10 protein-coding genes are annotated in these 14,018 nt (G+C 73.4%); 8 read left to right on the top strand and 2 right to left on the bottom strand.

The features are described from left to right. The first annotated feature begins 150 nt into the window (after positions 1–150). The 8 genes from ACQP1K_RS26480 to ACQP1K_RS26445 all read left to right on the top strand — a co-directional run bounded on the left by ACQP1K_RS26480 (position 151) and on the right by ACQP1K_RS26445 (position 11,688). Positions 151–678 carry an EF-hand domain-containing protein gene (locus ACQP1K_RS26480; protein ID WP_433498395.1) on the top strand — a complete coding sequence of 176 codons (528 nt, stop codon included), beginning with the start codon at positions 151–153 and terminating at the stop codon, positions 676–678. A 202-nt stretch (positions 679–880) separates the two neighbouring features. Next, entirely contained in the window at positions 881–2,083 is a 1,203-nt protein-coding gene (locus ACQP1K_RS26475) for a DegT/DnrJ/EryC1/StrS family aminotransferase (protein WP_433498394.1), read from the top strand. Beyond that, entirely contained in the window at positions 2,080–3,231 is a 1,152-nt protein-coding gene (locus ACQP1K_RS26470) for a DegT/DnrJ/EryC1/StrS family aminotransferase (RefSeq protein WP_433498393.1), read from the top strand. Before ACQP1K_RS26475 ends, ACQP1K_RS26470 begins: the two co-directional genes overlap by 4 nt. After that, on the top strand, positions 3,228–4,259 hold the full coding sequence (locus tag ACQP1K_RS26465) for a UbiA family prenyltransferase (RefSeq protein ID WP_433498392.1): 1,032 nt from the start codon (positions 3,228–3,230) through the stop codon (positions 4,257–4,259). The genes ACQP1K_RS26470 and ACQP1K_RS26465 overlap by 4 nt, the downstream gene beginning before the upstream one ends. Beyond that, positions 4,256–5,590, top strand: a complete 1,335-nt coding sequence (locus tag ACQP1K_RS26460; protein ID WP_433498391.1) for a protoporphyrinogen/coproporphyrinogen oxidase — start codon at positions 4,256–4,258, stop codon at positions 5,588–5,590. Before ACQP1K_RS26465 ends, ACQP1K_RS26460 begins: the two co-directional genes overlap by 4 nt. Before the next feature lie 49 nt (positions 5,591–5,639). Continuing rightward, positions 5,640–7,295, top strand: a complete 1,656-nt coding sequence (locus ACQP1K_RS26455) for an AMP-binding protein (protein WP_433498390.1) — start codon at positions 5,640–5,642, stop codon at positions 7,293–7,295. Then, on the top strand, positions 7,286–9,148 hold the full coding sequence (locus ACQP1K_RS26450) for a CoA transferase (protein ID WP_433498389.1): 1,863 nt from the start codon (positions 7,286–7,288) through the stop codon (positions 9,146–9,148). Before ACQP1K_RS26455 ends, ACQP1K_RS26450 begins: the two co-directional genes overlap by 10 nt. Beyond that, positions 9,145–11,688 carry an AMP-binding protein gene (locus tag ACQP1K_RS26445; protein ID WP_433498388.1) on the top strand — a complete coding sequence of 848 codons (2,544 nt, stop codon included), beginning with the start codon at positions 9,145–9,147 and terminating at the stop codon, positions 11,686–11,688. The genes ACQP1K_RS26450 and ACQP1K_RS26445 overlap by 4 nt, the downstream gene beginning before the upstream one ends. 21 nt (positions 11,689–11,709) lie before the next feature. Here the strand turns inward: ACQP1K_RS26445 and ACQP1K_RS26440 are convergent, their stop codons facing one another. Together ACQP1K_RS26440 and ACQP1K_RS26435 are read right to left on the bottom strand one after the other, a co-directional pair. After that, positions 11,710–12,582 (bottom strand): DUF6039 family protein, encoded by an 873-nt coding sequence (locus ACQP1K_RS26440; protein WP_433498387.1) that lies wholly within the window; start codon positions 12,580–12,582, stop codon positions 11,710–11,712. 77 nt (positions 12,583–12,659) lie between these two features. Continuing rightward, positions 12,660–14,015, bottom strand: a complete 1,356-nt coding sequence (locus ACQP1K_RS26435; RefSeq protein ID WP_433498386.1) for a cation:proton antiporter — start codon at positions 14,013–14,015, stop codon at positions 12,660–12,662. Positions 14,016–14,018: the final 3 nt, after the last annotated feature.

The following is a 14,018-nucleotide window of genomic DNA, read 5'->3' as shown; positions in this document are numbered from 1 at the left end:
AACTTCCTTGATTCAGTGTTTACCGAATGTCGAGGACGGCAATCCCTGTAGCAGGAAAGCGAAATCCGGCAGCCTGCCTGCGCCGTCGATTTCGTTCGGACCGGGTGCCCTCAACAATGGAGACCACCCACATCGCGAGAAAGGTCTGAAATGGCCGCAGATGTCAGAGAGTCCATCCGCCTGGAAGAGCGATTCCGCCTCTGGGACCTGGACGGAAACGGCGTGATCGAGCGCTCCGACTTCGAGTCGGAAGCAGAGGGGATCATCAACCGCCTCGGGGTCCAGGGCACAGCGCGGGGCGCCGAGCTCAAGCAGGCGTACCTGGACATGTTCGACCGGCTCGCCGCCGCGGCGGGCACCTCCCGGATCAGCAAGGACAAGTTCCTCCAGGTCGCCGACCAGGAGATCATCAGCAAGGGCGACGCCGGGTTCGCCTCCGTGGTACGCCCGACGATTCAGGCCATCGTCAACGTCCTGGACATCGACGGCGACGGCCAGGTCAGCCAGGCGGAGATCGCCAAGTGGTTCGACGCCATCGGCCTGGAGCGGAGCGTGACCGACAGGGCGTTCCAGGAGCTGGACGCCAACGGCGACGGCAAGCTCTCCGTGACCGAGCTCGTCGACGCGGTTCGCGACTACCACCTCGGCAAGCACGACGTCCCTCTGCTCGGCCGTTGATTCCAGGGCGACCGCCGCGGGCTGTCGCGAGACGCGGCGGTCGGCTCCCATGGTGAGACCGGAAGGGCGGGCCCACGAGCCGGGCGGGGGCGACCCCGAGCCGATCCCCCTGAGGCTCGGCACCGCCGGAGTCCCGTCTGAGCTCGGGGACCCGCCTCCGCCGGCCGGGTGAACGGCGGACAGACTTCACAGGAAGAGAGTCGTGGAGACAACCAGCCCTCCCCCTCCGACATCAGAGCGGGCCGAGGCCGCGCCCATCCCCTTCTTCTCCCAGTCCGCGTCGTTCGCGGAGCTGTGGCCGGAGATCCGCGCACACTGCGTCGACGTGCTGGACAACGGCAAGTTCTCGCACGGTGCCAAGGTCGCCGAGTTCGAGGAGGCGCTCGCCCGGTGGACCGGCGCCAGGCACGTCGTCGGCGTCAACTCGGGCACCGACGCGCTGGTGCTGCTGCTGCGCGCCGCCGGTCTGCGCCCCGGCGACCAGGTCGTCGTCCCCGCCTACACCTTCATAGCCACGGCCTCGGCCGTGGTGCTCGCCGGAGGCGTGCCCGTCTTCGCCGACATCGAGGAGCGGGGGTACGGCATGGACCCCCGATCCGTCGCGGCCGCGGTGACCCCACGCACCCGGATGGTCCTGCCGGTCCACCTGTTCGACCGGCTCGCCGACCTGCGGGGGGTGCACGAGGTGGCTCGGCGGTACGGCCTGACCGTTCTCGAGGACAGCGCCGAGGCCATCGGCATGCGCCTGGACGGCACGCACGCCGGGCTGCTCGGCACCGGCGGGGTGCTGTCGTTCTTCCCGGCCAAGACCCTCGGCGCGATCGGCGACGCAGGGGCGCTGCTCACCGACGACGACGCCGTCGCCGAGACGGCGCGGGCGCTGCGACACCACGGCCGCGGCGGACGCACCCTCAACCACTTTCCCGGCATCGCCAACCCCACCGTGCTGTCCGGGCTCAACAGCAAAATGGACGATCTACAGGCCGCTGTGCTGCTCGCCAAGCTCGGCCGCCTCGACGCCGACATCGCCCGCCGCGCCGAGCTGTCGGCGCGCTACGACGAACGGCTGCGTGCCGTACCGGGGGTGGTGTCCGTGCCCGGCGCGGTCCCGCCGCACCCCGGCGGCAACCGGGTCTGCTACGTCCACCTCGTCGAGGTCGAGGAGCGCGACGCGCTCGCCGCGCATCTGGCGGCCGAGGGCATCGGGACCGAGATCTACTATCCGGTGCCGCTGCATCTCCAGCCCTGCTTCGCGTACCTCGGGCACGGCCCCGGCGATTTCCCGCGCGCCGAGGCGGTGTGCACGAAGGCACTCGCGCTCCCGCTCTATCCCGACCTGACCGAGTGGGAGGTCGATCGGGTGTGCGACGAGATCACGCACTTCTACGCCGGGAGACGACGATGACCGCACCCCCCATCACGACCATTCCCTTCTTCCCGCCCGACTCCTTCGAGAGCGAGCGCGACGTTCTGCTGGAGACGGTGCGTGCCGTCGGCACCGGCGCCGGCCAGAGGTTCATCCTCGGTGAGCACACCGCCCGGTTCGAGCGGAAGCTGCGCGACAGCCTGGGCGCCGGCGACGTCATCGCCTGCTCCAGCGGCACGGCCGCCCTCACGCTGGTGCTGGCCGCCTCGGGCGTCGGCCCCGGAGACGAGGTGGTGGTACCCGCCTTCGGCTGCGCCCCGCTGGCCGCCACCGTCGTCAACATCGGCGCCCGGCCGGTCTTCGCCGACATCGATCCGGTGCGGCTGACCGCAGACCCCGCCGCCGCCGAGGCGCTCATCACCCCGCGCACGAAGGCGCTGATGCCCGCGCACGTGTTCTCGATGATGGCCGACATGCCCCGGTTCCGGGAGCTGGCGGACCGGTACGGCCTGCGGCTGGTGGAGGACTCGGCGGTCGCACAGGGCGGCACCCTGCGCGGACGGCCGGCCGGCCGCTGGGGCGACGCGGGAGTGTACTCCTTCGTACAGGTCAAGACCTTCGGGATGCCCGGGGAGGGCGGCGTCGTGGTCACCGACGACGCCGAGACGGCCCGGCGCGTGCGGATGCTGCGCAACCACGGCCAGGACGGCGTGCACCGCTTCGTCCACCACGCCGTCGGCTACAACAGCCGGTTCGACGAGGTGATGGCCGTCTTCCAGACCCACCGGCTGGACGGCCTAGACGCCCGGCTGGCCCGCCGGGCCGAGATCGCCACGTACTACTCCACCCGATTCGCGTCCCTGGCCCCGCACGGGGTGCTCGCGCCCCCGGCCGGCGGCGACGGCCGCTCCTACTACGTCTACTCCGTACTGGCGGAACGGCGCGCGGAGCTCCGGGCGCATCTGTCAGCGCACGGCGTCGACTCCCACGTCTACTACCCGCGGCCTCTGCCCGGCCAGCCCGCGTTCGCGCCGTACGCGCCCGGCGACGCGTGCTGGCCGAACGCCGCCCGGGCCGCGGAGCGCAACCTCTCCCTGCCGCTGTACCCACACCTCACCGACGCCCAGGTGGAGCACATCGCCGACACCGTCCGCGCGTTCGCCCACACCTTCCAGAGGAGACGATGACCGATCGGATCACCGGCCCGGCAGCCGATCTCGGTGGCACGCCGGAGACCGCCCACACCGTGAAGCCGGGCCAGGCGGGGCCGCCGGCCGCCGACGCGCGCGGTGGTCTCGCGGCCTACGTACGGCTGGCCAAGCTCGACATCTACGACTACTACATCGGCCTGCCGCTGGTCTGGGCCCTGCTGGCCCCCGGTGACCGATGGCAGCCCGGCCGCATCGGCCTGCTGGTGCTGATCCTGCTCGCCGAGGTCGCCGTGGTCGCCGCGATGGTCGGCTTCGACGACATCACCGGTCACCGCGACGGCAGCGACGCGGCCAACTACGGCGCCGACGCGGCGAGGCGGCGTCTGGCACGCAAACCGCTGGTGGCCGGCACCCTCACCGAGCCGCAGGCACTGCGCTTCGCCTGGGCGGCGACCGGACTCGGCGCCGTGCTGTGGACGCTGGCGGTGGCCGCGGCGCCGTACCGCCCGGGATGGGCGATCGTCCTGGCCGCGGTGTGCTTCGTGGCGTCGGTGCAGTACTCCTGGGGGCTGAAGATCAGCTACCGGGGTTTCCAGGAGATCTTCCTGATCGGCCTGGGAGTCGGCTGGGTGCTGGTGCCGTACGGCCTGCTCACCGGCGAGGTGAGCGCCCCGATCCTGGTCCAGGCCGTGCTGTTCGGGTTCGGGCCGATGCTGTTCGGGCTCTACTCCAACACCAACGACGCCGCCGGCGACCGCGCGGCCGGGCGGATCACCGTCGCCGCCCTGGTGTCCGCCCGGGGCAACGCGGTGTTCATCGTCGCGGCGACCGTCGTGGCCGGCCTGCTCATCGTGGCCGCCCCCCTTATGGGGGCCGCGCACTGGTGGTTCCCCATCGCCCTTGCGCCCGTGCTCATAATGCGCGCGGCCCATCTGTCGATCGGATCCGTAGGCGGCGACATCCTCCGTGCCCGCAGGATCGCCATCAGAGCACACCGGGTCACGGTGGTCCTGCTGATCGGCGCGAATCTGGCCGCCTTCGCACTCCATGGCGCCGTCGCATGACCTCTACGCCGGAGGTCGTGGTGGTCGGCGCGGGGCCCGCCGGCCTGACCGTCGCCTACCTGCTGGCCGAGGCGGGCCGCAGCGTACGGGTCCTCGAAGCCGCCGACGCCGTCGGCGGGCGGATGCGCACGTTGCGCGCCGACGACTGCCTGATCGACACCGGGGCCGAGATGCTGCCCCCGGCGGAGGGCTACCCGGCCACCTGGCGGCTCATCGCCGCACTCGGATTGGACGCCGACCCCGGGGCGGTGCCCAGGGTGCCCGACGCGCTCGCCGTCTGGCGGGACGGAAGGGCGAGGCCGCACGCCGGCCGCCCGCTGGGGCTGCTCACCGGCGCGGGCCTGCCGCCGGGCGCACGCCTGGACCTGCTCCGCCTCCAGACCCGGCTGACCCGGCTGCGCGGCCTCGACCCCGAGCACCCGGAGTCCGCGCCGCTGGGCTCGGCCACCATCGCCGACCTCGTCCGGCGCTACCACCCCGACCTGCGTGACTACCTCGTCGAGCCGCTGGCGGCCGGATTCTTCGGGTGGGACGTCGAGCGCGCGGCTGCCGCGCCGTTCGCCGCGCACCTGAAGGCTTCGGGGAGCGCGACCGGCTGGCGCACCTACCGCGACGGCATGGACTCACTCACCCGCGCTCTGGCCGCCCGGCTGGACGTGGTCACCGGACACCCGGTGACCCGGGTGACCGCGGACCACCGCGGGGTCCGGCTGGAGTCGCCGCGCGGCGTCGTCACCGCGCGCGCCGCGGTGCTGGCCGTACCGGCTCCGATAGCAGCGGGGCTGCGCCCGGACGCGCCCGCCCGTGAGCGCGCCTATCTGTCCGCGTGCCGCTACGCCCCCATGCTCCGCCTCACGCTGGCCCTGGACCGGCCCATGGCCCCCACCGGTGTGCGGCGGGGGTTCGCCACCCTCGTCCCGGCCGTCGAGGATCCCCTGATCAACGTGATCACGGTGGACCATCACAAGCACCCGGGCCGGGCGCCCGCCGGCCGCGGCCTGGTGTCGCTCGTCGCCTCGCCGCGGGGCACCGCCGAACTGATCGACGCTCCCGACCGGGCGGTGATCGGGCGCCTCACCGCCGGAGCCGAGCGCTTCATGCCCGGCGTGGCCGCGCATGTCACCTCCGCCTACGTGCACCGGTTCCGGTACGGCCTGCCCGAGGCGACGCCGCAGGCCCTCGGGCTGCGCGCCGCGTTCGAGGCCCGCCCCGACTCGGCGGTCGAGTACGCGGGCGACTGGACGACGCTGCGCCCGTGCAGCGAGGGCGCGATCACCTCCGCGGCGCGGGCCGCCGTACGGATGCTCGCTCACCTGGCACGGGCCGGGTGAGCGTGGCCCCTTGGCCGCCGCCCCGTCAGCCGAATCGGAAAGGCAGCAGATGGCGCTGTTCACCAAGCCGATAGAACTGGGCACGCTGTTCGACGACCTGGCCGCCCGAGGCCATGCCACGACCGTGCACCTCAGCAGACCGCTCGACATCGCGCCTGAGCTCGGGACGGCGCTGGACCTCCCCGGTCTGGCCAGGCTCGTCAGCGAGGCCGCCGGATGGCTCGCCGCCGCCGGCGTGCGGCGCGGCGACCGGGTCGCCGTCGCCAAGCGCAATCACTGGGACTACGTGCTGCTGTCGTGCGCGGCGGCACGCATCGGCGCCGTGCCCGCTTCGCTCTCCGCCGACCTGCCCCTCGATGAGCTGGAGACGCTGCTGAAACGGCTGGAACCGGCCCTCCTGGTCGCCGATCGCGAGCTGCTGACGGCCGGCCGGGAGAGGGGCTGCGACATGGCCTGCCTGGCCGTCCGTACCCTCGTCGTGGACGGCGCGGCAGAAGGCGCCCTGACCGTCGACGACGTACGTGGGCACGCAGCGCCACCGCCGTACCGTCCGCTGCCCGACGAGCCGCTCGCCATCATGCACACCTCCGGGACGACCGGCGTGCCCAAGCTCGTCGTGCACTCCACCCACACGATCATGCGCAGGTTGGCCGGGTTCGAGGCGCACCGCTGGCCGGTGCTCGGCAGCCGTCCCGGCGACGTCGTGGCCGGAGCCCTCTCCTTCGCGCACGGCCGGGCGCTGGCCTGGACCGCGAGCGTGCTGTGGCAGGACCCCGCCAGACTCCTCGTGGTCTCGGCCGCCGACTGGGACGAGGCCGGCCCGTTCCTCGACCGGCACCGGCCCACCACCCTGGAGGCACCGCCGGCGACCTACGTGCGCTGGCGGCATCGCGCCGAGGGGAAACCCGAGGGGAAGGCCGGGGAGAGGGCTGAGGGGAGAGCCGAGGGGAGATCCGCCGCTTTCGAGCGGATCCGGCTCTACATCAGCACGTTCGACGCCGTGCACCCGCACACCGTACGCGCATTCCTCGGCGCCACCCGGCACCGCCGCCCGGTCTGGCTGCAGGGCTGGGGCCAGAGCGAGACCGGGCCGCTGACCTTCCGGTTTCTCACCCGGCGTGCCATGACCGGCGCGCTGGGAGGCCGCCTCGACATGCGCCACCTCGGCCGTCCGGTCCCCACGCGCACCCGGCTGCGCGTCGTGGATCCCCAGACGCTGCGGCCGGCGCCCCGCGGCGTGGCCGGCCTGGTGTACTGCCGGACCGAGGCCCTCTGCCTCGGATATATCGGCGAGCGGAGCCGCTGGCTGAGCAAGCTGCGGGGGAGGTGGTGGAACACCGGCGATGTCGGCGTGCTCACCCCCACGGGGGGCCTGCGTCTGATGGACCGGGAGGTGGACGCCATCCCCGGAACCAGCTGCCTCGAACTGGAGGACCGCATCGAGGACCGCGTCCCCGAGGTGCTGGAGTGCGTCGTCCTGGGTCTCCCCGGCCACCTTCCGCTGCCGGTCGTGGTCACCGGGAACGGCGCCCTCGATCGCGGCTCCTGGCGGCGCGCCACCGCCGACCTGCCGCCGCTCGCGGAGCCCGTCGTGCTGACCTGGGATCAGGTGCCGCGCACCGGCAGCGGCAAGGTGCGCCGGATGGAGCTGCGCGACCGGATCGGCGAGACGCGTGAGATCCACGGGACGGGCCGATGGACGTAGCGACACCGGCCACACGCGGCCACGCGACCGGCATCCCGGGGGAGGCGGCCGCCGGGTCGGGGCCGGCGGCCGTACGGCCGCTGGAGGGAACGGTCGTGCGCGCCCTCGGCGACTCGGTGGCGCTGCGCGTCGCCGTACGGCGGCTGCGCGCTCTGGGGTGCGGCGTAGAACCGGGCGAAGAGCCACCACCGGACGATGCCCCGGCAGGCCGGCTGTGCGTCACCCGTGTCCCGTTCAGCGCCGCGACCGGCGCCCTGCCCGAATGCCGGATCGGCTGGTCCGGGCCCGTGGCCGTGCCCATGTCAGGGGAGAGCGACGTCCAGGCCGCCTGCGGGATCATGGAGGTGCACGGGAGGGCCACCGGCGGCCCACGTCCGCTCCCCGTGGACTACCTCTCGGTCTGCGCCGGAGTGCTCGCGGTGCAGGCGGTCACCGCCGGTGTGCTGGCGCTCCTGCGTGACGGCCCGCCACTGGTGGCCCGCACGTCGGCCGCCCAGGCGGCGCTGCTGGCCCTCACCCAGCACATCGCGGTGGCCACGGCGGAGCCCGACTCCGACCCGCCCGCGGCCGGGTGCCCATCGAGCGGACCGGCGGCGACCCGCACCCCGCCCTTCGACTCGGCGGACGGGGTGCGCTTCGAGATCGACACGTTCGACGCCGAGGACTGGCGGCGGTTCTGGGCCGAGCTGGGCGCGGCACCGGTCGCCGCCGCGGCGGGCTGGCCGCCGTTCCAGCGGCGTTTCGGCACGGCCATCTGCCCGTTGCCGGCGGAGCTCGCGGCGGTGACGGCCGCGCTGGACTATCGGACGATCCGGCGCGCGGCCGGGCGCAGCGGGGTCAGCGTGGTCCCCGTACGAGGCGCCGGTGCTTCCTCGCCACCCGCCGGGGAGTCGCCGTGGCGACTGAGCGGGCGGGCCGCCGACCATCCGGCTCCACCGCTGCCGCCGCTCGGCCCGTGCCGGGTCTCCCCGGCAGGACACCGGGCCGGTCCGGCGGTAAACCAGGTCTCCTCGGCAGGGCACCGGGCCGGTCCGGGAGTAAACCGGGCTCCGCTGGCCGGACTGCGGGTCCTGGAGGCGACCAGCAGGGTGCAGGGTCCGCTCGCCGGGCACCTGCTCGGACAGCTCGGCGCCGAGGTCGTCCGGCTCGAACCGCCCGGCGGCGACCCGATGCGGGGAGTCCCGCCCATGGCGGGGCCGTGTTCGGCCCGGTTCCAGGCGCTGAACCGGGGGAAGCGGGCGGTCGAGGCCGACCTGAAATCCGCGCAGGGCCGCCGGGCCGCCCTGCGGCTCGCCGCGGCGGCCGACGTGTTTCTGCACAACTGGCCGCCGGGCCGCGCGGCCCGCCTCCGGCTCGACCACGACGACCTCGCCGTGGTCCGGCCGGCCCTGGTCTACGCGCACGCGGGAGGCTGGGCCGACCTGCTGCCGCCGCCGCAGCCGTTGGGCACCGACTATCTGGTGCAGGCGTACTGCGGGGTCGCGGCCCTGGCCGTCGCCCCCGGCGAGCGGCCGGCGCCGTCCCTGCTGACCCTCACCGACGTGCTGGGCGGGCTCATCTGCGCCGAAGGCGTCGTCGCCGCGCTGCTGGCGCGGGCCAGGACCGGTGTGGGCGTACGCGTTGAGACGGCCCTCGCCGACGCGGCCCGCCTCATCGTCGACACCGCGTACCCGACCTGTCCGGCGGCCGGCGGCGTGTCCGGCCGCGCCCCGGTGGTGACCGATCTGGCCGTGCCGGCCGCGGACCCGGCCTACCACGCCGCGCTCGACATCACCGGTGCCGCCGTCTACAGCGGGCCGCCGTGGACGTTCGTCCCGGCCCCGGACTCTCTTCCGATGGAGGCCGCCAGATGAGATCAGCCGGCGGGTCGGTGTGGATCTCGGCCAACGGCGTCGTCCTGGCCGATCTCGTGCCGCGGCGGTTGCGCGAACAGTGGACGGCCAGTGGTCTGTGCCCGGGCCGGGATCTTTACACCCTTTTCAGCGAGCACGTCCGTACGGCACCCGGCCGCGAAGCGGTCGTCGACGAGTCGGGTGCGCTCGGGTACGCGGCGCTTGACGTCCGGGTGCGCCGCGCCGCCGCCGCGCTGTCCGCCGCGGGTCTCGGCACGGCCGACATCATCGGCGTACTGCTCCCCAACGGGCGCGACGCGGTGGTGGCCGAGCTCGCGGTAGCGGCGATCGGCGCCGTGGCGCTGCCCGTCCCCGACACGCGGGCGCCCCGCGATGTCGTCGCCCTGCTCGGCCGGTCCCGTGCCGCCGCCCTGATCACCACCACGGAAACGGCCGCGGCGGCCGGTGCGTGGCGGCGCGGCCTGCCGTACCTCCGTGAGCTATGGACGTTCGGCCCGTCGGCGTCCGGGGCGCGGGACCTGGACCGTCCGGGTGACGGCGAGATCTGGCGGCCCGCCCGCCCTGATCCGGAGGGACCGGCGAGGATCCTCGTCTCCTCGGGTTCGGAGGGGGAGCCCACGATGGTCGCCTACTCCCACAACGCGATGGGCGGCGGGCGGGGCAACTATCTGGAGGCACTGCGGCTGGGCGCCGATCCGATGCGGATCCTGCTGCTCGTCTCGCTGGCGTCGTCGTTCGGGTCGTGCGGCACCTCGGTGACCCTGGCCCGGCATGGCGGCACCCTCGTGCTGCTGCCCCGCTTCGACCCGGCGGCCGCGCTGCGCGCCATCGACCGGCACCGCCCCACCCACGTGTTCGGCGTGCCCACGATGCTGCGCCGGATGGCCGACCTCGACGGCCTAGCGGACGTGGACCTGTCGTCCCTGCTGGCCGTGATCGCCAGCGGGGCGCCGCTGCGTCAGGACGAGCGGGACGTGTGCGTACGGCGGTTCGGCCGGCCCGTCATCAACGTGTACGGATCGACCGACGGCGTCAACTGCCACACCGGACGCGACCCGGACCGCTGGCATCCGGGGCTGGCCGGACGGCCCGACCCCGCCGTGTGCGAGCTGACCGTACGGGACCACGCGGGCCGGCCCGTGCCTGCCGGGGAGACCGGGGAGATCTGGGCGCTGGGGCCGATGACCCCGCTCTGCCACGTGGCCGCCCCCGAGCTGGACGACCGCAACCGGGCGGTGGGCGGGTGGGTGCGCACCGGTGACCTGGGCCGGCTGGACGCCGACGGCGCCCTGTGGGTCGTCGGCCGCAGCCGCCGCGTGGTGATCAGGGGCGGGATGAAGATCTCCCCTGTCCGGGTGGAGCGCGAGCTCGGCGCCCACCCCGACCTCGCGGACGTGTACTGCGTGCCCGTGCCGGATCCTGACCTGGGCGAGCGCATGTGCGCGTGCGTCGCCACGAGGAACGGCATGCCACCGCCGACCCCGGCGGCACTGACCGCCTACCTGCGTGACGAACGCGGGCTGGAGCCGCGTGAGCTGCCGGAGCGGTACCTGGCGCTGCCCGAGCTGCCGCTGGGCCCGACCGGCAAGGTCTGCGCTGACACCCTGGCCCGCATGGCGGCCGAGTCCGCCGTACCGGTCCGATCCGTTCCGCTTCAGGCCACCGCCCCCGCGGCGGACCATCCCGTCGTGCCGACAGAGGAGCCGCCCATGCAGCCGACCGCGCAGCAGCCGACCACCGCCGACGGGGCGGACGCGTCGCGGTACGTCTTCGACAACCACAGCGAGCATGCCCGGGACCAGCACACGGCCCTGGCACGCGCCTACGACCCGGTGACCACGGCCCGCCTCGACCAGGCCGGGGTCGGCCCGGGGTGGCGGTGCCTGGAGGTGGGCGCGGGCGGCGGCAGCGTGGCGACATGGCTGGCCGAGCGGGTGGGCCCTACCGGCGCCGTCGTGGCCACCGACATCAAACCCGAGCGCATCCCCGGCGTCCCCGGCCTGCGGATCCTGCGTCACGACATCGTGCGCGACCCGCTGCCCGAGGCCGCGTTCGACCTGGTGCACGCCCGGCTCGTCCTGCTGCACCTACCGGAACGCATCGCCGTGCTGAATCGCCTGGTGCGCGCGCTCAAACCCGGCGGCGTGCTGCAGCTCGACGAGTTCGACATCACGTACGGCCCCGGGCTGCTGATGCCCGACCCCGCCGCGCGGCGGCTGTACGAGACGTTCCTGTCGGCCAAGATCCGTCTGATGGAGCGGGCCGGCGCCGACGTGGCCTGGGGGCGTGCCGTCGCCGAGGCGATGCGCGACGCAGGCCTGGTCGACATCGACCCGCGGCCCAGGCTGGAGCTGTGGACCGCGGACTCGCCCGGCGTGCACCTGATCTCCCATCACACCCGGCACCTGCGCGATCGGTTCGTCGAGGAGGGGATGACCGACCGGCAGCTCGCCGACGTACGGGCCCTGCTGGCCGACCCCGGTTTCCGGGCCACCTCGTGCGTGTTCTATTCGGTCCAGGGCCGCCGCCCGGCCGGATGAGGCGTCCGAGCCGCCCGACGGTCACGGATCGAAGGGCACGGGGGACCACACTGTGTCGGCGATGGTCCCGTCGGTGAACAGGCGCTCCCAGCCTCCGCCGCCCTTGAATCCGGGGACCCACTGCCGGGCCTGGAGTTCGCGTATCCCCGGATCGTGCTCGGCCACCTCCATCACCTGCCGGTAGGCATCGAGAGACGACAGGTGGATGAGGATGTGCAGGCGGTCCTGGCGGCCCCACATCTCCTCGTAGAGGAAGGCCGTCGCGATTCCCTCGAGCGCGATGTTGACACGGCTCGCCCACTCGTAGGCGAACAGCCGCGCCTCCTCTCGCACCGCGTACCGGGCGTGGAGGACCCGGTGCACGGTGAGCGCGGAGTTGCCCGAGTGCAGCAGCCGGTCGGCCGGGACCGTGGTCTGGAACCGGGCCGCAGGCTGGAAGGTCTCGGTCTGGTGGTGGTCACCGTGGCCGAGGCCGTGCTGGGGGCAGATGATGGTCTCCCGGATGCTGCCCTCCACGAAGAGCCGGTCCCAGCCGCCGCCGCCCTTGGCGGGAAGCCGGTCCATGTCGGCGGCGGCACGCCACTTGGCGTCGTGGTCCACCATGTCCAGCAGCCGCCGGTAGTCGTTGGGCTGCTTGAGGTGGACCAGCCAGTGCACCTGGTTGTGTGTGCCGAGCAGCTCCTCGTAGAGGAAGACCGACACGTAACCGATCTGTGTCGGGTTGATCAGCTTCCCCATCTCGGCGGCGAACGCCAGCCCCTCGGTGCGGAACTCCTGCCGCAGTTGACCGCAGCGATGGATGAGGAACCCCGCGTCGGCCGACGTGATCAGCTGCTCCGGCGGCACGTCCGTCTGGTGCCGTGCTGGCCGGAACCGAGAATCGGTGGTGGTCATGGCATGTCCTCCGCGATGGTAGGGGTGATGATCGACTGACTGTTCTGGTGGTCTCCGCGACCGGTTTGGTGATCTCGTCATTCGCCTCGCCTGCCGGCGATCGCGCCGTCCCCATGCCAGCCGGACAGTTCTTCCTCGCGGAACCGTTCCGCGGCGGTCGACTCGACCCGGTTCATCGCCCATCGCAGCAGCGGCGGGGCCATGATCGAGGTCAGTACGGCGACCAGCACCACGATCGTGTACGTGGCCTGGTTGAGCACCCCGAGCCGCAGCCCCACCATGGCCATCACGACCTCCACGGCTCCGCGGGAGTTGAGCGCCGCGCCCAGGGCGACGCCCTCGGCCCGGCTCATCCGGCTGAGCCGGGCTCCCATGTACGAGCCGAGGAACTTGGCCAGCACGGCGAGAAGCAGGATCACCAGGCCGGACAGGAGCACGGCCGGGTCGGCGAGTGCGGTCAGGTCGACGCGCAGCCCGGCGCTGGCCAGGAAGATCGGCGCCAGTACGGACAGCACGACGGTGCGCAGCGGCGCCAGCAGGGCGGGCTCGACGGTCCGCCGTGAACCGATCAGCACCCCGGCCACGAACGCCCCGAACACCGCCTCCAGCCGCAGCGCGTGGCCGGCGGCGGCGCCCAGCAGCACGATCACGACGGCGGTGGCCGAGGTGGTTCCGGCGTCGCCGGTTCGGGCGGCCCAGCCCATGACCCTGGGGATCAGGAGCCGCCCGAGGAGAACGGCCAGCACCAGGAAGGCGACGAGGAAGAGCGAGGACGTGGCCAGGTGCCCGGCGCTCAGGCCGGCCCCCGCCATCGCGGAGACCAGTGAGAGCACGAACCAGGCGACCACGTCGTTGATGGTGGCGGAGGCGAGGGCGAGCTGGCCGATGTCGCGGTGGAGCAGCTTCATGTCCATCAGCGTCTTGGCGATGACCGGGATCGCACTCACCGACATGGCCACCCCGAGGAAGACCGCGAACGTGACCCGGTCGGTCTCTCCGCCGACCAGGACGCCGGGCACCAGGGCGCCGGTCGTCACGCCGAGCGCGAGTGGGAGCAGCAGCGCGCCCATGCTCACCCTGGCCACGGTGGCGGCGCGCCGCCGTACCAGCCCCACGTCCAGATGGGCGCCGGAGACCCCGACCAGGAGCACGACGGAGAGCAGGGCCACCGCGTCGAGCAGATGGGCCTGCTCCGGGCTGCTCGGGGTCAGCCGACCGACCAGGTCCGGCGCCGCCCATCCCAGCATCGAGGGACCCAGCAGTATCCCGGTCAGCAGCTCGCCCACGATCGAGGGCAGACCGCACCGCTGCGCCAGCCGTCCGAGGCAGAGGGCGATCAGCAGCAGGACTCCCAACTGGAGGAGGAAGAGCAGCGTCTGATGACCGGCGAGGGTCGGCACCGGGGCCGGCACCGGGACGAGTGCGGGGGACACAGC

It is taken from the genome of Sphaerimonospora sp. CA-214678 (assembly GCF_050942215.1).
Lineage (GTDB): Bacteria > Actinomycetota > Actinomycetes > Streptosporangiales > Streptosporangiaceae > Sphaerimonospora.
This window is presented reverse-complemented; position numbering and strand designations above follow the sequence as displayed.